General features: G+C 71.3%; 21 protein-coding genes. 5 read left to right on the forward strand and 16 right to left on the reverse strand.

Annotation, left to right across the window (positions count from 1 at the left end; all coding sequences use genetic code 11):
• The first annotated feature begins 62 nt into the window (after positions 1 to 62).
• The 3 genes from AC27LF_RS16630 (at position 63) to AC27LF_RS16640 (ending at position 3,489) form a co-directional block, all read left to right on the forward strand.
• Positions 63 to 776 carry a hypothetical protein gene (locus AC27LF_RS16630; RefSeq protein WP_479657676.1) on the forward strand — a complete coding sequence of 238 codons (714 nt, stop codon included), beginning with the start codon at positions 63 to 65 and terminating at the stop codon, positions 774 to 776.
• Between the two features lie 108 nt (positions 777 to 884).
• On the forward strand, positions 885 to 1,727 hold the full coding sequence (locus tag AC27LF_RS16635) for a thioredoxin domain-containing protein (RefSeq protein WP_479657677.1): 843 nt from the start codon (positions 885 to 887) through the stop codon (positions 1,725 to 1,727).
• Between the two features lie 91 nt (positions 1,728 to 1,818).
• Positions 1,819 to 3,489, forward strand: coding sequence for an alkaline phosphatase D family protein (locus tag AC27LF_RS16640; RefSeq protein ID WP_479657678.1), 1,671 nt, complete (start codon positions 1,819 to 1,821; stop codon positions 3,487 to 3,489).
• Between the two features lie 48 nt (positions 3,490 to 3,537).
• On the opposite strand, the gene AC27LF_RS16645 is transcribed toward AC27LF_RS16640, so the two are convergent.
• Positions 3,538 to 4,107 carry a dienelactone hydrolase family protein gene (locus tag AC27LF_RS16645; RefSeq protein WP_351735503.1) on the reverse strand — a complete coding sequence of 190 codons (570 nt, stop codon included), beginning with the start codon at positions 4,105 to 4,107 and terminating at the stop codon, positions 3,538 to 3,540.
• Positions 4,108 to 4,209: 102 nt separating this feature from the next.
• Here AC27LF_RS16645 and AC27LF_RS16650 point away from each other — a divergent pair, with 102 nt between their 5' ends.
• Positions 4,210 to 5,316 carry a mechanosensitive ion channel family protein gene (locus AC27LF_RS16650; protein ID WP_479657679.1) on the forward strand — a complete coding sequence of 369 codons (1,107 nt, stop codon included), beginning with the start codon at positions 4,210 to 4,212 and terminating at the stop codon, positions 5,314 to 5,316.
• A 30-nt stretch (positions 5,317 to 5,346) separates the two neighbouring features.
• On the opposite strand, the gene AC27LF_RS16655 is transcribed toward AC27LF_RS16650, so the two are convergent.
• The 6 genes from AC27LF_RS16655 to AC27LF_RS16680 all read right to left on the reverse strand — a co-directional run bounded on the left by AC27LF_RS16655 (position 5,347) and on the right by AC27LF_RS16680 (position 11,267).
• Positions 5,347 to 6,087, reverse strand: coding sequence for an SDR family NAD(P)-dependent oxidoreductase (locus AC27LF_RS16655; RefSeq protein ID WP_479657680.1), 741 nt, complete (start codon positions 6,085 to 6,087; stop codon positions 5,347 to 5,349).
• 211 nt (positions 6,088 to 6,298) lie between these two features.
• Complete coding sequence (locus AC27LF_RS16660; protein WP_479657681.1) at positions 6,299 to 7,885, reverse strand: Na+/H+ antiporter; 1,587 nt, start codon at positions 7,883 to 7,885, stop codon at positions 6,299 to 6,301.
• Between the two features lie 82 nt (positions 7,886 to 7,967).
• Positions 7,968 to 8,435: a GNAT family N-acetyltransferase gene (locus AC27LF_RS16665; RefSeq protein ID WP_479657682.1), complete on the reverse strand. Its 468-nt coding sequence runs from the start codon at positions 8,433 to 8,435 to the stop codon at positions 7,968 to 7,970.
• A complete protein-coding gene (locus AC27LF_RS16670; protein ID WP_479657683.1) occupies positions 8,432 to 9,376 on the reverse strand; it encodes an RluA family pseudouridine synthase in 945 nt (314 codons plus the stop codon). The genes AC27LF_RS16665 and AC27LF_RS16670 overlap by 4 nt, the downstream gene beginning before the upstream one ends.
• An 81-nt stretch (positions 9,377 to 9,457) precedes the next feature.
• Positions 9,458 to 10,048: a signal peptidase II gene (gene lspA / locus AC27LF_RS16675; RefSeq protein ID WP_479657684.1), complete on the reverse strand. Its 591-nt coding sequence runs from the start codon at positions 10,046 to 10,048 to the stop codon at positions 9,458 to 9,460.
• A gap of 67 nt (positions 10,049 to 10,115) precedes the next feature.
• The gene (locus tag AC27LF_RS16680) at positions 10,116 to 11,267 is read right to left on the reverse strand and encodes a TraR/DksA family transcriptional regulator (protein ID WP_479657685.1); all 1,152 of its coding nucleotides are present in this window, start codon (positions 11,265 to 11,267) and stop codon (positions 10,116 to 10,118) included.
• A gap of 605 nt (positions 11,268 to 11,872) precedes the next feature.
• On the opposite strand from AC27LF_RS16680, the gene ileS reads away from it, so the two are divergent.
• A complete protein-coding gene (gene ileS, locus AC27LF_RS16685; protein WP_479657686.1) occupies positions 11,873 to 15,010 on the forward strand; it encodes an isoleucine--tRNA ligase in 3,138 nt (1,045 codons plus the stop codon).
• Between the two features lie 353 nt (positions 15,011 to 15,363).
• Here ileS and AC27LF_RS16690 read toward each other — a convergent pair whose 3' ends face one another.
• From AC27LF_RS16690 to ftsW, 9 genes are all read right to left on the reverse strand, one after another.
• Positions 15,364 to 16,488, reverse strand: coding sequence for a DivIVA domain-containing protein (locus AC27LF_RS16690; protein WP_388720717.1), 1,125 nt, complete (start codon positions 16,486 to 16,488; stop codon positions 15,364 to 15,366).
• 53 nt (positions 16,489 to 16,541) lie between these two features.
• Positions 16,542 to 16,826: a YggT family protein gene (locus AC27LF_RS16695; RefSeq protein ID WP_388720719.1), complete on the reverse strand. Its 285-nt coding sequence runs from the start codon at positions 16,824 to 16,826 to the stop codon at positions 16,542 to 16,544.
• Between the two features lie 50 nt (positions 16,827 to 16,876).
• Entirely contained in the window at positions 16,877 to 17,518 is a 642-nt protein-coding gene (locus tag AC27LF_RS16700; protein WP_479657687.1) for a cell division protein SepF, read from the reverse strand.
• Positions 17,519 to 17,646: 128 nt separating this feature from the next.
• Positions 17,647 to 18,399: a YggS family pyridoxal phosphate enzyme gene (locus tag AC27LF_RS16705; RefSeq protein WP_479657688.1), complete on the reverse strand. Its 753-nt coding sequence runs from the start codon at positions 18,397 to 18,399 to the stop codon at positions 17,647 to 17,649.
• 6 nt (positions 18,400 to 18,405) lie between these two features.
• The gene (gene pgeF / locus AC27LF_RS16710) at positions 18,406 to 19,134 is read right to left on the reverse strand and encodes a peptidoglycan editing factor PgeF (RefSeq protein WP_479657689.1); all 729 of its coding nucleotides are present in this window, start codon (positions 19,132 to 19,134) and stop codon (positions 18,406 to 18,408) included.
• Positions 19,131 to 20,330 carry a cell division protein FtsZ gene (gene ftsZ / locus AC27LF_RS16715; RefSeq protein ID WP_479657690.1) on the reverse strand — a complete coding sequence of 400 codons (1,200 nt, stop codon included), beginning with the start codon at positions 20,328 to 20,330 and terminating at the stop codon, positions 19,131 to 19,133. Before ftsZ ends, pgeF begins: the two co-directional genes overlap by 4 nt.
• 277 nt (positions 20,331 to 20,607) lie before the next feature.
• Complete coding sequence (locus AC27LF_RS16720; protein WP_479657691.1) at positions 20,608 to 21,402, reverse strand: cell division protein FtsQ/DivIB; 795 nt, start codon at positions 21,400 to 21,402, stop codon at positions 20,608 to 20,610.
• Between the two features lie 139 nt (positions 21,403 to 21,541).
• Positions 21,542 to 22,633: an undecaprenyldiphospho-muramoylpentapeptide beta-N-acetylglucosaminyltransferase gene (gene murG / locus AC27LF_RS16725; protein WP_479657692.1), complete on the reverse strand. Its 1,092-nt coding sequence runs from the start codon at positions 22,631 to 22,633 to the stop codon at positions 21,542 to 21,544.
• Between the two features lie 6 nt (positions 22,634 to 22,639).
• The gene (gene ftsW, locus AC27LF_RS16730) at positions 22,640 to 24,013 is read right to left on the reverse strand and encodes a putative lipid II flippase FtsW (protein ID WP_479657693.1); all 1,374 of its coding nucleotides are present in this window, start codon (positions 24,011 to 24,013) and stop codon (positions 22,640 to 22,642) included.
• Positions 24,014 to 24,112: the final 99 nt, after the last annotated feature.

Below are 24,112 nucleotides of genomic sequence, written 5' to 3' on the forward strand. Positions count from 1 at the left end.
CCGAACTCACAGGCACCCTTTAGGGGTCTCTTACATGAGGACGTGACAGACTCTCCAGCGCTATGGACATATCCGGGACCCAGCTCAGAGCCGTGCGCGCGGCGCTGTTCACGGCCTTCGTCGTGACGCTCAGCACCGCCTCGCACGTGCTGCTGTCACGGGCCCCGCTGCCCCTGCCGACGGTGGCCGCGGTCGCCGCCGGCGTCTTCGTCACCGCGTACGCGCTCGCGGGCCGAGAACGCGGTTTCGGCCATATCGCGGCCCTGCTGATTCCGCTGGAGCTGGCCGCCGACACGGTGTTCACCACCGGCCAGCACGCCTGCTACGGGCGGGCCGGCGGCCCGGTGGCCGGCCCGCTGCGCGCGGTGGGCCTTGACGTGCTGTGCCAGGGCGGCACCGTGGGCGCCCCGCTGGCCCAGGTGACCGGCGGCCCCGGCCGCGCCTCCGCGCTGCTCGCGCACGCCGACCCGGCCGCCGCCTGGCTGCTGCTCGCCGCGCATGTCGGCGTGGGGCTCCTCGCGGCCTGCTGGCTGCGCCGCGGCGAGCGGGCGCTGGCGCAGCTGCTGCGCGCGGTGGCCGCCACCACGTTCCGGCCGCTGCTGCTGGCGGTGGCCGCGGTGGCGGTGACGGTGCGGCTCGTTCCGGCGCGCCGGCTGCCGCGTCCCGCGCCGCGGGCGGCCGCCGCCCGCGACCGGCTCCTCGTGCACTCCCTGGGACGGCGTGGACCGCCGTGCTCGTGCCCTCCGGCCCCGTCGGGCTCTTCGGCCCTCGCCTGAGCGAGGCCGCCGGCCCGTCGCGGCGGGCCGGACACAGCTGAGCACCAGAAGTCCCCTCACACGTATCCCGCGTACGACATGTGCGCGTCCCACATGGAGATCACCAATATGAGCAAGCGGAACAGCCAGGCGGCGAAGACGGCGGCCCGGGAGCGGCTGCGCGAGGAACGCGAGCGGCAGGCCAAGCGCGCCAAGATCAGGCGGCAGCTCGTCGTGGCCTGTTCGGTGGTGGGTGTGCTCGCCGCCGCGGGCGGCATAGGCTTCGCCGTCGTCCAGGCCAACAAGCCCAGCTACTGGGAGGCCCAGAAGGACGACAAGGTCGTCGCCCCGGCCAACACCACCGGCACCGACGGCACCACCGTGGAGATCGGCAAGAGCAGCGCCAAGAAGACCCTCAAGGTGTTCGAGGACCCGCGCTGCCCGGTCTGCGCCCAGTTCGAGCAGACCGTCGGTCCGACCCTGAAGAAGGACATCGACGACGGCAAGTTCAAGATCCAGTACATCGGCGGCACCTTCCTCGACGGCGACTCGCTGGGCAAGGGCAAGGTCGGCAGCAACGGCGAGGGCTCCAAGAACGCGATGAGCGCCATGGGCGCCGCGCTGAACGTCAGCCCGGAGGCGTTCCTCGACTACAAGGCGGCCCTCTACTCGGCGAAGTGGCACCCGCAGGAGACCGACGACAAGTTCAAGAGCGACGACTACCTCATCGAGGTCGCGGACACCGTGCCGGCGCTGAAGGGCAACACCAAGTTCCAGGACGCGGTGAAGAACGGCACCTACGACGCCTGGGCCCTCGCCATGTCGAAGACCTTCGACACCAACAAGGACGGCGTGACGGGCACCCCGAGCTTCGTCATGGACGGCAAGACGCTCACCGCCGACAGCCAGGGCAATCCGCCCATGACGGTGGACGACTTCAACCGGGTCGTGGACGCCGCCCTCAAGGGCTGACGCCCGGCCGGACCGGGCCCCCGGATGAAGAGCGGGCGAACTTCCCCCGTTCGCCCGCTCTCGTTCATACCGATCAGTAACCTGATCGGTCGTGACCAGTCGATACAGAGCATCCGAGGGCACCAACTCCCCCTCGCCACGCCGCCGTACGGTCGTCAAGGCCGCCGCGGCCACCGCCGGCGCGGCCATAGCCGCCGCCCCACTCGCCGCCGCGCTGCCCGCCCGGGCCGCCGCCCAGGCCCCCGCCTTCCTGCACGGCGTCGCCTCCGGCGACCCTCTGCCCGACGGCATCCTGCTGTGGACCCGGGTGACCCCGGGCGCCGATGCCGTCCCCGGCTCCGGCATCGGCCCGGACACCGAGGTCAGCTGGGTCGTCGCCCGCGACAAGGCCCTGCTGGACGTCGTCGCCCGGGGCTCCGTGACCGCGACGGCGGCGGCCGACCACACCGTCAAGGCCGACATCCGCGGCCTGAGGCCGGGCACCGACTACTGGTTCCGCTTCTCGGCCGGCGGCACCGACTCCCCGGTGGCGCGCACCCGCACCGCGCCGGCGGCGGACGCGACCGTCACGGGCCTGCGCTTCGGCGTGGTCTCCTGCGCCAACTGGGAGGCCGGCCACTTCGCCGCGTACCGCCATCTCGCGGCGCGCGGCGACCTGGACGCCTGGCTGCACCTCGGCGACTACATCTACGAGTACGGGTCCGGCGACTACGGGACCCGCGGCCGGGTCGTCCGCCCGCACACCCCCACGCACGAGATCACCACGCTCGCCGACTACCGCGCCCGGCACGGCGCGTACAAGACCGACCCCGATCTGCGGGCCCTGCACCAGCAGGCGCCCGTCATCGCGATCTGGGACGACCACGAGTTCGCCAACGACGCCTGGTCCGGCGGCGCCGAGAACCACACCGAGGGCGCCGAGGGCACCTGGAGCGCCCGCCAGGCCGCCGCCCGGCATGCCTATTTCGAGTGGATGCCGGTGCGCCCGGCCACGGAGGGCACCACCTACCGCCGGCTGCGCTTCGGCAGGCTCGCCGACCTGTCCCTGCTCGATCTGCGCTCCTTTCGCTCGCAGCAGGTCTCCACGGGCAGCGGCGCGGTGGACGACCCGGACCGCACGATCACCGGCCGCGCTCAACTCGACTGGCTGAAGGCCGGGTTGAAGGCGTCCGACACCACCTGGCGGCTGGTCGGCAACTCGGTGATGATCGCGCCGTTCGCGGTCGGCTCGCTGACCGCCGATCTGCTCAAGCCGCTCGCCAAGCTGCTCGGCCTTCCCCAGGAAGGGCTCGCCCTCAACACCGACCAGTGGGACGGCTACACCGACGACCGCCGCGAACTCCTCGCCCATCTGCGCTCGAACGCCATCCGCAACACGGTCTTCCTCACCGGCGACATCCATATGGCCTGGGCCAACGATGTGCCCGTGGACGCCGGGACCTACCCGCTGTCGCCGTCGGCCGCCACCGAGTTCGTGGTCACCTCGGTCACCTCCGACAACCTCGACGACATCGTGAAGGTCCCCGAGGGCACCGTCTCGGCGGTCGCCGCGCCGATCATCCGCGCCGCCAACCGGCACGTCCACTGGGTCGACACCGACCGCCACGGCTACGGCGTCCTCGACCTCACCGCCGACCGCGCGCAGATGGACTACTACACCCTGTCCGACCGCACCGCCGCGGACGCGACCTCCTCCTGGGCGCGCTCGTACCGCACACGCACCGGCACCCAGAAGGTCGAGCGCGCCTACGACCCGGTGTAGCCGGGACCGACCCGGTGCAGCCAGGGGCCGCCTTGGCGCAGCCGGGGACTACAGAGCGTCGAGGAAGCCGAGCGCCACCCGCCAGGTGGCCTCGGCCGCCTCCTCGTCGTAGTCCGGCAGCCCGGGGTCGGTGTACAGATGGCCGGCCCCGGCGTACCGGTACACCTCGACGTCCGCGCCTGCCCTGCCCATCTGCAGATACCAGGCGCTCAGCCAGTCGTCCGTCTCGAACGGGTCCGGCTCGGCCACATGCAGCTGGACCGGCAGGCCGTCCACCGAGACGCCCGGCGCGAGGTCCGACGTGCCGTGCAGGAGCAGCAGGCCGCGCGCCTTCTCGTCACCGAGGGCCAGGGTCTGCGCGAGGGAGGCGCCGAGCGAGAACCCGGCGTACACCAGCCCGCGCTCCGAGTAGGGGGCCGCCGCCAGCACGGCCCGCTTCAGCAGCTCCTCCTTGCCGATCTCGTCCTTGCAGGCCATGCCCTCCTCGACCGTCTCGAACGTGCGCCCCGCGAAGAGGTCCGGCGTCCACACCTCGTGCCCGGCGGCCCGCAACCGGTCGGCCGCGGCGCGCACCGCCGGTCTGAGGCCGTAGGCCGAGTGAAAGAGCATGATGTTCATGCCGCCATCGTGCCAGCCGGGTACGACAACGCCGCACGGCCCCATCCCTCCCGTCACCGATCCGCAGGTTCAGGGCCGCCGGAGCCGGTTACGTTCTCAGGCATGGAAAACGTGCTCCGCCCCCTCGTCGTGGTCGGTGGCTGTGTCGTTCTGACCCTGCTCATCGGCTGGGCCACGGACCTGCTGCTGCGCAAGGCCGACACACGGCACCACGAGACCCCGCTGTGGGGCCTGCTGCGGCGCGGCCGGATCCCCTACCAGCTGGTGCTGTCGTCGGCCCTGCTCCGGGGCTCCTACGAGTCGGCGCGCCTGCTGCCGGACCACAGGGTCGCCGTGGGCAGGACGCTGACCCTGGTGCTGATCGGGTCGGCGGCCTGGCTGGTGGTGCGGATCGCGGCGGCGATCGTCGAGACCTCCTACTCCCGCTACGCCCGCGCGCACCGCGATCCGGCGCGGGTCCGCCGGGTGCGCACCCAGGTGTCGCTGATCATGCGTGTGGTGGCCGCCGTGGTCGGCGTGATGGCAGCGGCGGCGATGCTGCTGACCTTCCCGGCGATGCGCGCGGCCGGCGCCTCGCTGCTGGCCTCGGCCGGCATCCTCGGCATCGTCGCCGGTGTCGCCGCCCAGTCCACGCTGGCCAATCTGTTCGCGGGGCTGCAGATCGCGTTCGGCGACATGGTGCGGCTCGGCGACGTGGTGGTCGTGGACGGCGAGTGGGGCACGGTCGAGGAGATCACGCTGACCTTCCTGACCGTGCGGACCTGGGACGAGCGCCGTATCACCATGCCGGTGTCGTACTTCACCTCCAAACCGTTCGAGAACTGGTCGCGCGGCACCCCGCAGATGACCGGCATCGTCTACTGGCACCTGGACCACTCGGCGCCGCTGGAGGCGATGCGGGAGAAGCTGCGCGACATCCTGCGCGAGTGCCCGGCCTGGGACGGCCGCGCCTGCAACCTCGCGGTCACCGACGCGACGCCGAACACCATCCAGGTCCGTGCCCTGGTGACCGCCAAGGACTCGGACGACGTGTGGACGGTCCGGGTCACGGTGCGCGAGCAGATGATCCGCTGGCTGGGCGCGGAGCACCCGTACGCGCTGCCCCGGGTGAACACCGCGGACGCGGTGCAGCCGCCGGGCGGCATCCCCGCCCAGGACGGCCCTGCCTCGCGGCGGGCGCACGAGCCGCCACGGACGGACCGCGGGTGACCTCGCCGGCCGGCCCTCGCGCCGGCTCGGTCAGTGGCCGCGTTCCGCACCTCCGTTGACCTGGACGATCTGGGACGTGATGTGGGCTGCGCCCGGTGAGGCCAGCCAGTGCAGGGTGGCCGCGACGTCCCCCGGGGTGCCGGCCCGGCCGGTGGACGTCTCGGCGACCAGCCGCTCCCGTCTCGCCTCCTCGATCCCCTGGCCGAAGAACTCGGTGTCCTCCACATAGCCGGGCGCGACCACGTTCACGGTGATGCCGCGCGGGCCCAACTGCCGGGCCAGATCATGGGCGTACGGATGCAGGGCGGCCTTGGCCGCCGCGTACGCCCCGGTTCCGGAGCCGCGGTAGGCGGCGATGGAGCTGAGGAACAGCACCCGCCCGCCGGGCTCGGCGAGCCGTTCCTTCAGTGCCTCCGTGAGGAGCACGGCGGTCAGGGTGTTGATGCGGAAGTTGACCGACCAGGTGTGCGCAACGGCGTCGAGGGGGTCCTCGACGGGCGCCTCGGCCTCCCGGCCCCCGTTGCCGCCTGCGCTGTGCACGAGCACGTCCACGGTGCCGAACTCCTCGGCGACGAACCGCGCCACACCGCGCACGGCCGCCGGGTCGCGAAGGTCGGCGGCGTACGTCAGCGCCCCCGGCACTTCCGCCTGCTCCAGCACCCCGCCGCGGCGGCCGAGCAGCAGCACCCGGTCCCCGTCCGCCGCGAAGACGTGGGCCGCCGCGAGGCCGATCCCCGTCCCACCACCACTGATCACAATGTTGCGAGCCATGATCCGAGAGTACGAGCGGGGCGCCGCCTGGGCCTCCGGATATCCACAGCCCCCATGTGCTCATATGACCACTCGCGGACCGGCGGACCGGCATCCACAGACCGGCGCCCGGACCGGTACTCCAGGCCGGCACCCCGACCCGACCGCCGTCCCGCACCCGGCTGAGCCGACCAAGCCGACCGAACCGGCCGGACCAGCCGAACCGATCGCCTCAGCGCAGGCTGCGCACGTCCAGATGCCGCAGCACCCGGTCCACGATCTCCGGATCCGCCCCCGGCTCGCTCCGCGCCGCCAGCACCTCGTGCCGTGCCGCGCTCAGCAGCTCCGCCTGGATCCGTCGCAGCCGCTTGACCCGCCGCACCCGCTTGTCATGCGCCTCGCGGCGCTCCTCCTCGCCGATGTCGGGACTGATCCGCACGCCGATGTCGAAGGCCCGCCGCAGCATCTGCTCGGACAGCTCCTCCGGCAGGTCCTCGACCTCCTCGATCTCCCGCAGCCTCCGCTTGGCCGCCCGCGCCGCCCGCACCGCCAGCTCCTTCTCGAACTCCTTCTCCCGCTCCGTGTCGGCCCGCACGCCGAGCCGCTTCACCAGCCACGGCAGGGTCAGCCCCTGGAGCACCAGCGTCGCCATGATCACCCCGAACGCGATGAACACGATCTCGTCCCGGTCGGGGAACGGTGAACCGTTCTCGGTCTTCAGCGGGATGGCCAGCGCCAGGGCCACCGAGGCCACCCCGCGCATCCCCGACCACCACATGACGACGGTCTCGCGCAGGCTCATCGGGATGTCCTCGTCGAAGTCCCGCTTCGCGTGCAGCCGTTTGGTGAGCCAGGTGGCGGGCAGCAGCCACAGCAGCCGCACCAACACCACGACGCCCACCACGGCGGCGGCCCAGCCGAGCATCTGGGCCCAGTGACCGGCGGCGGTCCGGATCGCGTTGTGCAGTTCGAGCCCGATCAGGCCGAACGCGACCCCGGTGACGAGCGTGTCGACGATGTCCCAGAAGGTGTGCCCGGCGAGCCGGGTCATCACGTCGTCGGCGTCGGTGGCGTACTCGGAGATGAACAGCGCGGTGGTGAGCACGGCCAGCACGCCGGAGCCGTGCAGCTCCTCGGCGAGCACATAGGACACATACGGCACGAGCAGGGTCAGCCCGATCTGCAGCGTCGCGTCCCCGAGCACGTCCATCAGCTTGTTCGCGCCCCAGCCAAGGGCGAGTCCCACGGCGACGGCGACCACGGCGGACAGCACCAGGTCGAGCCCGGCCCGCCAGGGCGAGAAGGCGCCGCTGACGGCGGCGGCGATCGCCACGTGGTACAGCACGATCGCGGTGACGTCGTTGAACAGCCCCTCGCCCTCCAGGATCGACACCAGCCGGCGTGGCAGTCCCAGCTGCCCGGCGACGGCGGTGGCGGCGACCGGGTCGGGCGGGGCGACCAGCGCGCCCAGCGCCACCGCGGCGGCGATCGGCAGTCCGGGCACGATCGCGTTGGCCACGACGGCCACGCAGACGGTCGTGACGAACACCAGGGCGACGGCCAGCAGGAAGATCGGCCGTTTGTTGGCCGCGAACTGCCGCCAGGACGTGCGCCGCACCGCCGCGTACAGCAGGGGCGGCAGCAGCGCGGGCAGGATCAGCTCGGGCGGGATGTTCACGTTCGGCACGAAGTCGAGCACCGCGAGGACGATGCCGAGCAGGGTCACCAGGATCGGCGCCGGCAGCCCGAGCCGGTCCCCCACCGGGACGCTGACCAGGGCCCCGAGCAGCAACACGAACAACAGGGCCAACTGATCCACGGCCAGCGCTCCGGGAGTCGACGATCACACAACAGTGTTCAAGCCTGCCATGTCCCGCTTTGCGCCCGCCCGGCACCGACGGCTACAGGGCCCGCCGCATCGCCCGATGGGCTATCCCCGCCTCCGGGTACTCCGGCCCGTACGGCACATAGCCCAGCCGCTCGTAGAAGCCGAGAGCGTGTGTCTGGGCGTGCAGGTCGACCGCCGTCAGGCCACGCGCGCGTGCCGCCTCCTCGATGGCCCGCACCAGGGCCACGCCGACGCCGAGCCCGCGCGCCTCCCGGCGGACCGCGAGCCGCCCCAGCGAGCCGAGCGACGGGTCGCCGCCGGTCTTCTCGGCGGCCTGCGCGCCGTACAGCAGCCGGCCGGCGCCGAGCGGCTCCCCGTCCTCGCGCACCGCGAGGACATGCACGGCGACGGCGTCGTACGCGTCGTACTCGATGTCCTGCGGGACCCCCTGCTCGACGACGAAGACCTCCTTGCGCACCGCGAAGCACGCCTCGCGGTCGGCGCTGTCCTCGGCGACGCGCACCGCGTACGACGGGGTCACGCGTAGGTCTCCTCACGGACCCGGTCCAGCGCCTGCCGCAGGTCCTCGGGGTAGTCGCTGGCGAACTCGACCCAGGTGCCGTCCCCGGGGTGCTCGAAGCCGAGGCGCACGGCGTGCAGCCACTGGCGGCCGAGGCGCAGCCGCTTGGCGAGCGTGGGGTCGGCGCCGTAGGTGAGGTCGCCGACGCAGGGGTGGCGGTGGGCCGCCATGTGGACCCGGATCTGGTGGGTGCGGCCGGTCTCCAGCTTCACGTCGAGCAGGGAGGCCGCGCGGAACGCCTCGATCAGGTCGTAGTGCGTGACGGAGGGCTTTCCGTCGGCGGTGACCGCCCACTTGTAGTCGTGCTGGGGATGGCGGCCGATGGGCGCGTCGATGGTGCCGCTGGTCGGGTCAGGGTGGCCCTGGACCAGCGTGTGGTAGCGCTTGTCGACCGTGCGCTCCTTGAACTGGCGCTTGAGCGACGTGTACGCGTACTCCGACTTGGCGACCACCATCAGGCCCGACGTGCCGACGTCGAGGCGGTGCACGATGCCCTGGCGCTCGGCCGCGCCGGAGGTGGAGATCCGGTAGCCGGCGGCGGCGAGCCCGCCGATGACCGTCGGACCGCTCCAGCCCGGCGACGGATGGGCCGCGACGCCGACCGGCTTGACGATCACCACGACGTCCTCGTCGTCATGCACGATCTCCATGCCCTCGACCGGCTCGGCGACCACCTGCACCGGACTGGGCGCCTGCGGCATCTCGACCTCCAGCCAGGCCCCGCCGCGCACCCGCTCCGACTTGCCGACCACCGCCCCGTCGACCTGCACCTTGCCCGCCGCGGCCAGCTCCGCCGCCTTCGTCCGGGAGAAGCCGAACATGCGGGAGATGGCGGCGTCGACGCGCTCGCCCTCCAGGCCGTCCGGCACGGGCAGGGTACGGATCTCGGGAATCGTGCTCACCCGTCGAGTATGCCGGACGGGACCGGCACTCCCGTACGAGAGTCCCGCGGCCCGGTGGGCCGGATCCGGGGTCCGCCGCGGTCAGTCCCGGTGGACGGTGCCGTCCGGGTCGAGGCCGCGGAACGACAGCAGCACGATCAGGATGCCGCCGCAGACGATCGCCGAGTCGGCCAGGTTGAACACCGCGAAGCCCTTGGGGGCGATGAAGTCGACGACCTCGCCCTCGAAGACGCCCGGGGAACGGAAGATCCGGTCGGTCAGGTTGCCGAGCGCGCCGCCGAGCAGCAGCCCGAGCGCGATCGCCCAGGGCAGGCTGTAGAGCTTGCGGGCCAGACGGATGATCACCACGATCACGGCCGCCGCGATCACGGTGAAGATGATCGTGAATGCCTGTCCCACCCCGAAGGCGGCGCCGGGGTTGCGGATGGCGTTGAACTCCAGCCAGTCCCCGACGACCTCGATCGGCGCATGGTGCTCCAGCTTCGCGACCACGATCATCTTGCTGACCAGGTCGAGGGCGTACGCGAAGACGGCCACCGCGAAGAGCACGGCGATCCGGCGCCTGCCCCGGGGCCGCTCGGCCGGGATGTCCTGTTGGTCCGCTCCGGCCGTCCGCTCGTCGCTTTCGTCCGGGGTGTCCGGCGTACCGATGATGCGCTCCGCCTCTGCCACGTGAGTCCCTCAACCTAGGTACCTGACTGAGGATGAGACTACGGCACGCCCGGGACGGCCCACGCGTTCAGTAGCGGCGTTCCTGCTTCTGCTTGCACTCGACGCACAGGGTGGCCCTCGGGAACGCCTGCATCCGGGCCTTGCCGATGGGGTTGCCGCAGTTCTCGCACAGGCCGTACGTGCCCGTGTCCAGCCGTTGCAGGGCGCGTTCGGTCTGGAGGAGCATCTCGCGCGCGTTGGCGGCCAGCGCCATCTCGTGCTCGCGGGTGATGTTCTTGGTGCCGGTGTCCGCCTGGTCGTCGCCCGCGCCGTCCCCGGAGTCCCGCATCAGGCCCACGAGCGACGCCTCGGAGGAGCTGATCTCGGTGCGCAGCCGTGTCTCCTCGGACAGCAGTTCCGCGCGGGCCTCCTCGACCTCCTCCGGCGTCCAGGGGTCCTCGCCGGGGCGGACGGCGAGCTCGCCGGGTTCCGCCGCCGCGGCGATGCGTGCCTTGGGGACGGCGGTGCCGGCCGCCGTGGCCGTGCCAGGAGTCTTCTTCGCAACCACTGTCGTGGCTCCCGTCTGCTTCGCGGCCTGCGCCGCGTCCGCTTTCTTGGCCGTGCTCTTCCTGCCCGCGCCCTTGGCGGCGTCCTTCGGGGAGCCGCCCTCCTGCGCCACCGTCCGCTCGGCGGCCGCCGACCCCTTGGCCGCCTTCTTGGCGACCGTCTTCTTCTGGGCGGCCTTCTTCTGGACCGTCTTCTTCCGCGCCGTCTCCTCAGCGGCCGGCTTCTCGGCCGCCGCCGTCTTCTTCGCAGCCGGCTTCTTCGCGGCCGTCTCCTTCGTAGTCGTCTTTTTCGCTGCCGTCTCCCGCACGGCCTGCTTCTTCGCGGCCGGCCTCTTCGGCTGCGGCTCCTCGGCGGCCGGCCCCTTCAGGGCGGTCTCCTCGGCGGGCTTCGGTGCCGTCTGCTTGCCCATGGCCTTCTCGGCCGTCTTCTTCCGCGGGGCGGCCTTCCGGGGAGTCGCCGTCGCGGCGGTCTCCTTGGCCCGACCCTTCTCCCCCGCCGTCCCGGCCGCCTTCTTCGAGGGCGCCCGCTTCGACGCGGGCGTCGTCTTCGCGGCCCGTGCCTGCGTGCTCTTCTTGCCTCCCGAGCCCTTGGCCGGGCCGCCGGAGGCACCCGCGGCAGCGGCCCGGGACCTGCCCGATGCCGACTGCTGTACGGCGGTCTTCTTCACCACCATGGCCGCGGCCCCTTCACATATTGTGATCTTGCTCGCGAATCGTGCTGGGACGATAAATCGACTTGAGTCCCGCGGCAACGGGGCACGCCGCCCGATCCGCCCGCCCCGCGACCCCCGCGCGGCAAGCCTTCAAGCGTTGTGCCCAGCTGCCCGCCGGGTAATCCGCCGAGCCGGGCATCCCAGGATACGAACACCCGTACCTCTCCATTCGGGTCATCTCACCACCTGCGGGGATCCCCCGCCACCGGTGCCGGAAACCGGTTCGGCCGCTGTCGCCGGGGCGCCGTACACTGGGCGGAGCGAAAAGCGTGGATGGGGACGAGTAGCGGCGTACGCAGCCCAGAGCGACCCGGGGACGGTGGAAGCCCGGGGGCGAGCGCGATGTGAAGATCACCCCGGAGCCGCCGGAAGAACGCCGTGGAGGACCCACCACGGCCAGTAGAACCGGCATCGCGCCTCAATGAGGGGGCTCACCGGCGTCTGCGACGCACCGGGGGGCCAAGGAGGGTGGTACCGCGGGAGCGCGCCGCACACGGCGTCGACAGGCCAGAAGGCTCTCGTCCCTCCGACGGAAGGCAGCACTCTCCGTTGGAGGAAGCCCGCAGATGACAGCGCCGACGTACCGCCAGGTGCCCGCCCAGGTGGACCTGCCCGCCCTGGAACACGGGGTGCTCGACTTCTGGCGCGAGCAGAAGATCTTCGCCAAGACCCTGGAGCAGTCCGAGGGCCGCCCCGAGTGGGTGTTCTACGAGGGCCCGCCCACCGCCAACGGCATGCCCGGCGCCCATCACATCGAGGCCCGCGTCTTCAAGGACGTCTTCCCCCGCTTCCGCACCATGCGCGGCTACCACGTGGGCCGCAAGGCGGGCTGGGACTGCCACGGCCTGCCGGTGGAGCTGGCGGTCGAGAAGGAGCTGGGCTTCTCCGGCAAGCAGGACATCGAGGCGTACGGCATCGCCGAGTTCAACGCCAAGTGCCGCGAGTCCGTCCTGCGCCACACCGACGCCTTCTCCGAGCTGACGACCCGCATGGGCTACTGGGTCGACCTCGACGACGCCTACGTCACGATGGACCCGGAGTACATCGAATCGGTCTGGTGGTCGCTGAAGGAGATCTTCGACAAGGGCCTGCTGGTCCAGGACCACCGGGTCGCCCCCTGGTGCCCGCGGTGCGGCACGGGCCTGTCGGACCACGAGCTGGCCCAGGGCTACGAGACGGTCGTCGACCCCTCCGTCTACGTCCGCTTCCCGCTCACCTCCGGACCCCTCGCGGGCGAGGCCGCGCTCCTGGTGTGGACGACCACCCCGTGGACCCTGGTGTCCAACACGGCGGTCGCGGCACACCCCGAGGTCACCTATGTCGTCGCGACCGACGGCAAGGAGCGGCTGGTCGTCGCCGAGCCGCTGGTCGCCAAGGCGCTCGGCGAGGGCTGGGAGACCACCGGGCAGACGTTCACCGGCGCCGAGATGGAGCGCTGGACCTACCGGCGCCCGTTCGAGCTGGTGGAGTTCCCCGAGCCGGCCCACTACGTGGTCAACGCCGAGTACGTGACGACCGAGGACGGTACGGGCCTGGTCCACCAGTCCCCCGCCTTCGGCGAGGACGACCTCAAGGTCTGCCGCGCCTACGGCCTGCCGGTCGTCAACCCGGTCCGCCCGGACGGCACCTTCGAGGAGGACGTCCCGCTGGTGGGCGGCGTCTTCTTCAAGAAGGCCGACGAAAAGCTCACCGCGGACCTCGCCGCGCGCGGCCTGCTCCTGCGGCACGTGCCGTACGAGCACAGCTACCCGCACTGCTGGCGCTGCCACACGGCGCTGCTCTACTACGCGCAGCCGTCCTGGTACATCCGTACCACGGCGATCAAGGACCGGCTGCTGGCGGAGAACGAGAAGACCAACTGGTTCCCGGAGACCGTCAAGCACGGCCGGTACGGGGACTGGCTGACCAACAACATCGACTGGGCGCTGTCCCGCAACCGCTACTGGGGCACTCCGCTGCCGATCTGGCGCTGCGAGGACGGCCACCTCACCTGCGTCGGCTCCCGCGCCGAACTCACCGAGCTGACCGGCACCGACCAGTCCGGCCTCGACCCGCACCGCCCGTTCATCGACGAGGTCACCTTCGCCTGCCCCGAGTGCGCCAAGCAGGCCACGCGCGTCCCGGAGGTCATCGACGCCTGGTACGACTCGGGCTCGATGCCGTTCGCGCAGTGGGGCTACCCGTACAAGAACAAGGAGCTGTTCGAGAGCCGGTACCCGGCGCAGTTCATCTCCGAGGCCATCGACCAGACCCGCGGCTGGTTCTACACGCTGATGGCGGTCGGCACCCTGGTCTTCGACAGGTCGTCGTACGAGAACGTCGTCTGCCTGGGCCACATCCTCGCCGAGGACGGCCGCAAGATGTCCAAGCACCTGGGCAACATCCTCCAGCCGATCCCCCTCATGGACCGGCACGGCGCGGACGCGGTGCGCTGGTTCATGGCGGCGGGCGGCTCACCCTGGGCGGCCCGCCGCGTGGGGCACGGCACCATCCAGGAGGTCGTCCGCAAGACGCTCCTGACCTACTGGAACACGGTCGCCTTCCAGGCCCTGTACGCGCGTACGTCGCAGTGGGCCCCGTCCGCGGCGGATCCGGCACCGGCCGACCGCCCGCTGCTGGACCGCTGGCTGCTCTCCGAACTGCACGCGCTCACCGACCAGGTGACGCAGTCCCTGGAGGCGTACGACACCCAGCGCGCCGGCAAGCTGCTGTCCGCGTTCGTCGACGACCTCTCGAACTGGTACGTCCGCCGCTCGCGCCGCCGCTTCTGGCAGGGCGACAAGGCCGCGCTGCGCACCCTGCACGAGGTCGTCGAGACGGTGACGAAGCTGATGGCCCCGCTGACCCCGTTCATCACGGAGCGCGTCTGGCAGGACCTGATCGTGCCGGTCACCCCGGGCGCGCCCGAGTCGGTGCACCTGGCGTCCTGGCCGGAGGCGGAGCTGTCCACGATCGACCCGGAGCTGTCGCGGCAGATGGTCCTGGTCCGCCGGCTGGTGGAGCTGGGCCGCGCCACGCGCGCGGAGTCGGGCGTGAAGACCCGGCAGCCGCTGTCCCGGGCGCTGGTCGCGGTCGCGGGCTTCGAGTCCCTCCACCCCGAGCTGCACGCGCAGATCACCGACGAGCTGAACGTCAGTTCCCTGGCCTCGCTCTCGGAGGTGGGCGGCTCGCTCGTCGACACGACGGCCAAGGCGAACTTCCGCGCGCTGGGCAAGCGGTTCGGCAAGCGCGTCCAGGACGTCGCCAGGGCCATCGCGGACGCCGACGCGGCGGCGCTGTCCCTGGCGCTGCGCGAGGGCACGGCGTCCGTGGAGGTCGACGGCGAGACGGTCACCCTCGCCCCGGACGAGGTGATCATCACCGAGACCCCGCGCGAGGGCTGGTCGGTGGCCTCGGACTCGGGCGCCACCGTGGCCCTCGACCTGGAAATCACCGAGGAGTTGCGGCAGGCGGGACTCGCCCGTGACGCGATCCGGCTGATCCAGGAGGCCCGCAAGAACAGCGGCCTCGACGTGGCGGACCGGATCGCGCTGCGCTGGACCGCCACGGACCCGGCGGTCATCGCGGCGCTGTCCGAGCATGCGGGCCTGATCGCCGAGGAGGTCCTGGCCACGGACTTCGCCCAGGGTGAGGCGGACGACTCCTATGGGACCCCGTTCACCGACGAGGGGCTGTCGCTGACCTTCCGCCTGCGCAAGGCGTAGCCCGACGGAACCGGAGAGGGCCGGCCGCCGGGGGTTCCCAGGCGGCCGGCCCTCCGGCATCGCACCCACACACGTGTCGGCGTCGCACCAACACACATGTTCCACAGAGCACTTCTGCCCCACATGCCGCACAAGGCACGTCCGGCACACGGGCGCCTCAGGCACACGGGCACCTCAGGCACACGACACCGAACCGGCGTCGGTGTCCGCCTCAACACGCCTCAACGCGCCGCAGCCGCCGCGGACGCCGTGAACGCGCGGAGCACAAGGGCGGGGCCCCGGATCGAGATCCGGGGCCCCGCCCTGTGAACGCTGCCGACGCCTACGGCGTACTACTTACCGTCCGGCGGCCCTCAGTTGTCGTCCTCGTCGATGAGGAATCCACGCATCGGCGAGGGGGCCTGGCCCATCGGGGACGGACCCTGCGGACGGACGGGAGCCATCGGCTGGGTCATCGCCGGGGACATCTGCTGCTGACCGCCGTAGGACGGGGCGGGCGGCGCGGGCGGACCACCCATCGTCTGGTTGCCGCCGTACGACGGGGCGCCGGCGCCGGCCGGGGCCATGGAAGGCGCCGGGGACGGCGGCAGGGAGGCGGCGGCCGGGGTACGCGGCGGGGCCAGCGAGTCGTCGGCCTGGGTCTCCAGCTGACGCAGCTGCGACTCCAGGTACGACTTCAGGCGCGTGCGGTACTCGCGTTCGAAGCCGCGCAGGTCCTCGACCTTGCGCTCCAGCGTGGCGCGCGCGGACTCCAGGGAGCCCATGGCGACACGGTGCTTCTCCTGCGCGTCCCGCTCCAGGGCGTCGGCCTTGGCACGGGCGTCACGCTCCAGACCCTCGGCGCGGCTGCGGGCCTCGCCGACGATCTTGTTGGCCTCGGAGCGGGCCTCGGCGATCGCCTGGTCGGCGGTCTGCTGGGCCAGCGAGAGGACACGGGCGGCGCTGTCGCCACCGGGGCCCTGACCGGGGCCGCCCATCGGACCGCCCATGGGGGGGCCGCCCATCGGACCGCCCATCTGCTGCTGCATGGGGGGCTGACCACCCATCGGGCCCTGGCCCATAGGACCTTGACCCATAGGACCCTGACCCATCGGGCCGGGACCCTGCGAACCGCCCTGACCACCGGGACCGGCGGGCAGCTGCGGGGCACCGCTCGGCAGCTGGGGCGGCCCACCCATGGGGCCACCCATCTGCTGCTGCGGCGGGCCCGATATGCCGGCGGGCACCGGAGCGCCCGGACCTCGCATGCCCTGTTGCTGATCCTGTTCCGGGGGCTTGCGCATGTTCTGCTGGTTCTGCGCGGCGGCCCGCGTGGCGGCCGCCAGCTTGGCGCGCAGGTCCTCGTTCTCACGGAGCAGACGGGTCAGCTCGGCTTCGACCTCGTCGAGGAAGGCATCGACCTCGTCCTCGTCATAGCCTTCTCGGAGGCGGACGGTCGTGAACTGCTTGTTCCGCACGTCCTCGGGGGTCAACGGCATCTCTTCACCTCAACGTAGTCGTCGGCATTCGGCAAGACGGTAGTTCACATCGCTCACAGCCGACTCACGATCGCGATCAGGATGTAGACGATGATCATCAGTACGAAGAAGGACAGATCGAGCGCCACGCCCCCGAGACGCAGCGGCGGGATGAACCGCCGCAGGAGCTTGAGCGGTGGATCGGTGACAGTGTAGGTGGCCTCCAGAACGACCACCATCGCCTTGCCGGGTTGCCATGAGCGGGCGAACTGGAAGACGTAGTCCATGACCAACCGGAAGATGAGCACGATGAGGAAGCACATCAGCGCGATGTAGACCACGTCCAGGAACACGCTCATGATCCGTGCTTCCCTCTCCCCTGTTTCCGTGCGCTGTCCGGTGTTGCGTCTCAGCTCTGGTTGAAGAACCCGCCCTCTGCGATGCGGGCCTTGTCCTCCGCCGTGACATCGACGTTAGCAGGCGACAACAGAAACACCTTCTGCGTCACCCGCTCGATGCTGCCATGAAGACCAAACACCAAACCGGCCGCAAAGTCGACAAGTCGCTTCGCGTCTGTGTCATCCATCTCAGTCAGATTCATGATCACCGGAGTGCCCTCACGGAAGTGTTCCCCGATGGTACGGGCCTCGTTGTAGGTCCGGGGGTGAAGCGTGGTGATCCGGTAAGGCTCTCGTTCGGACACGACCTTGGGCATGATCACCGGTGCGCTCTTCTCCAGGGACTGACGTTCTTGTGTGATGGATGCCACGGGCGCGATACGCGCGGGACGTCCGGATTCCGCGGATAGCGAAGCCGGATGGGACACCGGTTCGCGCGGCGCCGGCGGCTGCACCACTCGTACCGATTCGCCCCGTTGGGGCTGATGTGATCCGTGCGACTGGTGTGACGGCTCGTGCCGTCGGTGGTCCCGCTCGGGCTCCGGGTCCAGTTCGGGCTCGAAGTCGTCGTCGGGGTCGAATCCGCGGCCGTCGTACCCATCGTCCTCCACGAGGCCGAGGTAGACCGCCATCTTGCGCATCGCGCCGGCCATGCTCTGAGTCCTCCGCTCTGTGGTGGATCGACTGACGACTGCCAAGTGCCCGCGATCCACGAGGTCGTTGCGCCGCCTTTCGGCGACATTGACCATATTTTCTGCTGTGGTCCGACTTCTTGGCGACGTTACCCGAGCCTGGGGCGGACTCCGAGTACCGCGGTGCCGACGCGCACATGTGTCGCCCCGGCCGCCACGGCCTGTTCGAGGTCCGCGCTCATCCCTGCGGAGACCATGGTGGCAGCCGGATGGGCTCGGCGCAGGTCAGTCGACAAATCCATCAACCGCTCGAAGGCGGCGCGTTGACGGCCGGCGTACTCGCCGGCGAGCGGAGCGACGGTCATCAGCCCGTCGAGCCGAAGCCCCGGCGCGCCGGCGACGAGGCCGGCCAACTCTGCGATTCCGCCCGGCGCCACACCGCCCCGCTCGCCTCCCGGAACCCCGCCCCGCGCCGGCGCCGCCGTGCCCACGGGCTCCGTCGCGTCGAGGGCGACCTGGATGAGGCAGCCCACCTCGCGTCCGGCGCGCGCGGCCTCCTTCGAGAGCGCCGTGACGAGCCGGGAGCGATCGACGGACTGCACGACATCGGCATAACCGACCACGGAACGCACCTTGTTGGTCTGCAACTGACCGACAAAGTGCCACACAAGGGGCAGATCCGAGCAGGCGGCCGCCTTGGGTGCGGCGTCCTGGTCGCGGTTCTCCGCCACATGACGCACACCGAGTTCCGACAGGATCCGTACATCGCTCGCCGGGTAGGTCTTGGTGACCACGATCAGGGTCACCTCCTCCCGCTTGCGTCCGGCCGCCGCACAGGCCGCGGCGATCCGTTCCTCCACTGTCGCCAGATTCGCGGCGATCTCATCCCTACGGTCCGTCATGCCCCATCAGTCCAGCCACACATAGCCCGCGAGCCGCCCGGTGGTGCGGTCGCGGCGGTACGAGAAGTGATCATCCGACTCCAGCGTGCACACCGGTGACTGCGCCCGGTCGCGCACCCCGAGCCGATCGAGTTGCGCGTGCACGCCGGCGCTCACGTCGACCGCCGGTGTGCCCCAGCTCGTCTCGGAGTGCGCCGCCGGTTCGACGGCACTCACCTCGGCGCGCATCGCCTCCGGCACCTCGTAGCACCGGCCGCAGACGGCGGGCCCGGTGCGGGCGACGATCCGGGACGGGTCCGCGCCCAGTTCCATCATCGCCCGGACCGCGGCGGGGACCACCCCGGCGACCAGGCCGGGCCGGCCCGCGTGGGCCGCGGCGGCGACCCGGGCGACGGGGTCGGCGAGCAGGACGGGCGTGCAGTCGGCGGTGAGCACGGCGAGCGCGAGCCCGGGCCGGACGGTGACGATGGCGTCGACCTCCGGCGCCGGCCGGTCCGCCCAGGGGGCGTCGACCACGGCGACACCGGCGCCGTGGACCTGGTTCATCCACACCACCCGCGCCGCGTCGAGCCCCAGCGCCTTGGCGGCCAGTTCGCGGTTGGCGCGTACGGCGTCGGGGTCGTCACCGACCGCTCCGCCGAGGTTCAGCTCCTCGTACGGAACGGCGCTCACCCCGCCCCACCTGTCGGTGAAGGCGAAGTGCGCGCCGTTCACGGTGTCGCGCTGTCCTATCACTTCAGGAAGTCCGGCACGTCCAGCTCCTCGGCCGCGCTGTCCGCGTAGGTGCGCGGCGCCGGGGGGATGGGCGGTGCGACCGGCGCCTCGCTGACCGGGGCGGGCGCGGGCTCCGGCTCCTCCTTCGGGGTCACGCTGCCGAGCGAGCCGAAGGACGGGCGGCTCTCGGGCTGCCGGGCCGGTGCGGGCTCCTCGCGGCGGCCCGATGCGGAGGCCGAGCCGAGCATGTTCTCCCGTCGGGCCGGCGGCTGGCCGCCGTCGAAGCCGGCCGCGATCACGGTGACCCGCACCTCGTCGCCGAGGGCGTCGTCGATGACCGCGCCGAAGATGATGTTGGCCTCGGGGTGGGCCGCCTCGCTGACCAGCTGGGCGGCCTCGTTGATCTCGAACAGACCGAGGTCGGAGCCGCCGGAGATGGAGAGCAGCACGCCGCGGGCGCCGTCGATGGACGCCTCCAGCAGCGGCGAGGAGATCGCCATCTCGGCCGCGGCCACCGCGCGGTCGTCGCCGCGGGCCGAGCCGATGCCCATGAGGGCGCTGCCGGCCTCGGACATGACCGACTTCACGTCGGCGAAGTCGAGGTTGATCAGGCCGGGCGTGGTGATGAGGTCGGTGATGCCCTGGACACCGGAGAGCAGGACCTGGTCGGCCGACTTGAAGGCGTCGAGCACCGAGACCTGGCGGTCCGAGATGGACAGCAGCCGGTCGTTCGGGATGACGATGAGGGTGTCGACCTCTTCGCGGAGCTCGGCGATGCCGTCCTCGGCCTGGTTGGCGCGGCGCCGGCCCTCGAAGGTGAAGGGGCGGGTGACCACGCCGATGGTGAGGGCGCCCAGGGAGCGTGCGATGTTGGCCACGACGGGCGCGCCGCCGGTGCCGGTGCCGCCGCCTTCACCGGCCGTCACGAAGACCATGTCGGCCCCCTTGAGGACCTCCTCGATCTCCTCGCGGTGATCCTCGGCGGCCTTGCGGCCGACGGCCGGGTTGGCGCCCGCGCCGAGCCCGCGGGTGAGTTCGCGGCCGACGTCGAGCTTGACGTCGGCGTCGCTCATCAACAGCGCCTGCGCGTCGGTGTTGATGGCGATGAACTCGACGCCCTTGAGACCGACTTCGATCATCCGGTTGATGGCATTGACACCACCGCCGCCGACACCGATGACTTTGATGACTGCGAGGTAGTTCTGCGGTGCTGCCACGTCGAAGGCCTCTCGCCTCGATTACGTGTCGCCGCCTCGCGGCCTTGCCGCGATCCGACGACTGATGCCGAATGGGACGGTCCGAGAGCCGACCCGAACCCTAACGCTGAAGTTTAGGGTTACCAGTGTGCCTGTTCCTTGGACTCTTCCGGACAGGACACTAAGTCGACAAGTGGCGCACGTTCAACGAACACGCCGAACCTCCCGTTTTTCTTTTCACCCTATGTGATCAGCCGTAGCGCTGCCCACCCAGGGTGCTGGCCTGCGCTGATGTGCGTCAACTCCCCGATGACGCCGGTGCGGTGGGCACCGTGACGTCGAAGTGCCGTGCGTCGGGAGCGGCTTTCATGAGGGCGGTGAGCGTGCGGGCCTTCGCCGGGCCGTTCTCGGCGCTCCCCCACGAGACCGTCCGGCCGCCGCCCAACTCCAGTGAGATGTTGTCGTAGGAGCGGACCTTGAGGGTGCGGGTGGTACGGGCGACGGCGGGCGGAATGTCGGCGGCGATCCGCACCGCCTCGCGCACCAGGCCGTCGGTGCCGAAACGCCGCAGGCCGGCCGCGGCCGTACCCGTCCGGGAGATGGCCAATTCCAGTACGGGAACGCCTTTCGGCGCCTGCGCGACCGTGGCGAAACGGACACCCTCGTGGTCCACTTCGACGAAGTCCCCGCCCTTGTGCATGACGAGAACCGCAGTGCGCTCGGTCACCTTCACGCTGATTTGGTGCGGCCATGACCGGACGACGTCGACGGAGTCAATTCGCGGCAGTTTCCTGCACAGTCGGGCCTCGATCGCGGCGGCGTCGATGGACACCAGCGGTGCCCCGACCGGAACGGCGGCGGTGGAACGCACCTGCGCGGGGGTCAGTACCCGGGTCCCGGAGACGGAGACGCGCTCCACGCGCAGCCACGGTGAGCCGTACAACAGCCAGACAGAACCACTCGTGAGGAGGACGGCGGCGACGGCCAGAATGACGATCGTACGAAGGCGGGGCCTCCTCGATCGCCCGGCGGGCGGCGGGCCGGACGACTCCTGCTGGCGTTCCCCGCGCTCGGCGGTGGTCGGTCCGGCCACGCTTGCTCCCTTTCTGGGCTCGGTTCACCTCCGGGGCGCCTCGGCCGGTCGCGAGAGCCCGGCCGTGCTCAGCCCTTCGGGCCTCCCCGCGCCCGACCTCTCGACACCGGCGCGCCCCTTCGGCTCACTCGCCGATCCGTTATGGGCGACGCGAGGCGATCGCCTCGTACACCATGCCGACGAGCAGGTCGTCGGCGTCCCGGCGGCCGAACTCGCCCGCGGCGCGGGACATCTCGTACAGCCGGTGCGGATCGGCGAGCACGGGCAGGACGTTCTGCTGCACCCACTCGGGCGTGAGTTCCGCGTCGTCGACGAGGAGCCCGCCGCCGGCCTTCACCACCGGCTGGGCGTTCAGGCGCTGTTCGCCGTTGCCGATGGGCAGCGGGACGTAGACGGCCGGGAGCCCGACGGCGGAGAGTTCGGCGACGGTCATCGCGCCCGCACGGCAGAGCATCATGTCGGCCGCGGCGTACGCGAGGTCCATCCGGTCCAGATAACTTACCGGGATATAGGGGGGCATCCCGGGCATCTGGTGGACCTGCGGCAGTTCGTTCTTCGGGCCGACCGCGTGCAGGATCTGGATGCCGGCCTGCTGGAGCCAGGGAGCGACCTGCTGGACCACCTCGTTGAGGCGGCGGGCGCCCTGCGAGCCGCCGGAGACGAGCAGCGTCGGCAGGTTCGGGTCCAGGCCGAACATCGCGCGGGCCTCCGGGCGCGCGGCGGCCCGGTCCAGCGTGGCGATGGAGCGGCGCAACGGGATGCCGATGTAGCGGGCGCCGCGCAGCTTGCTGTCCGGTGTGGAGACGGCGACCTGGGCCGCGTACCGGGAACCGATCTTGTTGGCCAGGCCGGGGCGGGCGTTGGCCTCGTGGATCACGATCGGCACGCCGAGGCGCTTGGCGGCCAGATAGCCGGGCAGGGCGACATAGCCGCCGAAGCCGACGACGGCGTCCGCTTTGGTGCGCTCCAGGATCTGCTCGGCCGCCTTGATGGTGCCGCGCAGCCGGCCCGGCACGGTGATCAGCTCGGGTGTGGGCTTGCGCGGCAGCGGCACCGCGGGGATCAGCGCCAGCTCGTAGCCGCGCTCGGGAACGAGCCTGGTCTCCAGGCCGCGCTCCGTGCCCAGGGCCGTGATCCCCACGGTCGGGTCCTGCCTGCGCAAGGCGTCCGCGAGGGCGAGCGCGGGCTCGATGTGGCCCGCGGTGCCCCCGCCGGCGAGTACGACATGCACCGAAATTCACCGCTCTCCGGACGAACGCGCCGCCGAGGCACGCCGTCGCATCGTGTTCCATCTCCGAGGCTCCCGGCCGAAGCCGGAGCCCCCCGCCCGCTTTCTACCAAAGCGAGGTTGCCGCATCGCAAGCGCCGCTCGCGCAGCGGGCTCGTCGCGCGCGAAGGCGATCAGCAGCCCGATGGCGAACATGGTCGGCAGCAGGGCGGATCCTCCGTAGGAGAACAGCGGGAGGGGGACGCCGGCGATCGGCAGCAGGCCGAGCACCGCACCGATGTTGATCACCGCCTGGGCGGTGATCCAGGTCGTCACGCCTCCCGCGGCATACCTCACGAAGGGATCCTCCGTGCGTCCGGCCACGCGGATACCCGCATAGCCTAGAGCCGCGAAGAGGGCCAGCACCGACAGCGTGCCCGCGAGGCCCAGTTCCTCACCGGTCACGGCGAAGATGAAATCGGTGTGGGCCTCGGGGAGTTGGCCCCATTTTTCCACGCTCGCGCCGAGCCCGGAGCCGAAGAGTCCGCCGGAGGCGAGGGCGTAGATGCCGTGCACGGCCTGCCAGCAGTCGGCGACGCCCTCCTTGGGTTCCGTGGCGCCGATGCAGGCGAGGCGGGCCATCCGGTTGTCGCTCGTCTTGATGAGGATCACACCGAGCGTGGCGGCGATCGACAGCACGCCGACGAACAGCCGGGTCGGCGCCCCCGCGACCCACAGCAGCCCGAACAGGATCGCCGTCAGGATGATCGCGGTCCCCATGTCGCCGCCGAGCATGATCAGCCCGAGCAGCAGGAAGGCGACCGGGACGAGCGGCACCAGCATGTGCTTCCACTGGGCCAGCAGCTTCTTGTCCTGCTTGCGCGCGATCAGGTCGGCGCCCCACAGCACCAGCGCGAGCTTGCCGAACTCGCTCGGCTGGATCTGGAACGAGCCGCCGAGGGCGATCCAGTTCTGGTTGCCCTTGACCGCCATTCCTATCCCCGGCACCTGCACCAGGGCCATCAGGAAGACGGCGCCCGCGAGGATCGGGTAGGCCAGCGCCCGGTGCAGCTTCACCGGCATGCGGGCGGCGGCGAACAGCAGCCCGCCGCCGATGGCGGCGGCCAGGAACTGCTTGCGGAAGAAGTACGAACCGGGCAGCGACAGTTGCAGCGCGGTGATCTGGGAGGCCGAGTAGACCATCACCAGACCGAGCACGGTGATCAGCAGACTGCCGCCGAGGATCAGGTAGTACGCGGTGAGCGGCCGGTCCCAGGCCCGCTTCGCGCGGTGGCGCAGGGCGCGCAGGGCGCGCAGCGGATGGTCCCTTGGGCCCTTGGGGGGTGCCGCGGGCCGCCGTACGGACCGCTGCACCGGAGGGCGCCCCGTGCGGCTACCGGGCATCGCCGGCTCCTGACCAGCCGCGGGGGGCACGCCCGCCGGGGGGCGCTCCGGTCCGTCCGGGCGCCGCCAGCCACTTCCGAGTCACGCGTCCCTCCATGG

The sequence above is a fragment of the Streptomyces diversicolor genome (assembly GCF_057537855.1).

Excerpts from the sequence above, each read along its gene's own strand:
- AC27LF_RS16630 (WP_479657676.1), top strand. The coding sequence starts at position 63 with ATGGACATATCCGGGACCCAGCTCAGAGCCGTGCGCGCGGCGCTGTTC.
- AC27LF_RS16635 (WP_479657677.1), top strand. The coding sequence starts at position 885 with ATGAGCAAGCGGAACAGCCAGGCGGCGAAGACGGCGGCCCGGGAGCGG.
- AC27LF_RS16645 (WP_351735503.1), bottom strand. The coding sequence starts at position 4,107 with ATGAACATCATGCTCTTTCACTCGGCCTACGGCCTCAGACCGGCGGTG.
- AC27LF_RS16650 (WP_479657679.1), top strand. The coding sequence starts at position 4,210 with ATGGAAAACGTGCTCCGCCCCCTCGTCGTGGTCGGTGGCTGTGTCGTT.
- AC27LF_RS16655 (WP_479657680.1), bottom strand. The coding sequence starts at position 6,087 with ATGGCTCGCAACATTGTGATCAGTGGTGGTGGGACGGGGATCGGCCTC.
- AC27LF_RS16680 (WP_479657685.1), bottom strand. The coding sequence starts at position 11,267 with ATGGTGGTGAAGAAGACCGCCGTACAGCAGTCGGCATCGGGCAGGTCC.
- ileS (WP_479657686.1), top strand. The coding sequence starts at position 11,873 with ATGACAGCGCCGACGTACCGCCAGGTGCCCGCCCAGGTGGACCTGCCC.
- AC27LF_RS16690 (WP_388720717.1), bottom strand. The coding sequence starts at position 16,488 with ATGCCGTTGACCCCCGAGGACGTGCGGAACAAGCAGTTCACGACCGTC.
- AC27LF_RS16695 (WP_388720719.1), bottom strand. The coding sequence starts at position 16,826 with ATGAGCGTGTTCCTGGACGTGGTCTACATCGCGCTGATGTGCTTCCTC.
- AC27LF_RS16700 (WP_479657687.1), bottom strand. The coding sequence starts at position 17,518 with ATGGCCGGCGCGATGCGCAAGATGGCGGTCTACCTCGGCCTCGTGGAG.
- AC27LF_RS16705 (WP_479657688.1), bottom strand. The coding sequence starts at position 18,399 with ATGACGGACCGTAGGGATGAGATCGCCGCGAATCTGGCGACAGTGGAG.
- ftsW (WP_479657693.1), bottom strand. The coding sequence starts at position 24,013 with ATGCCCGGTAGCCGCACGGGGCGCCCTCCGGTGCAGCGGTCCGTACGG.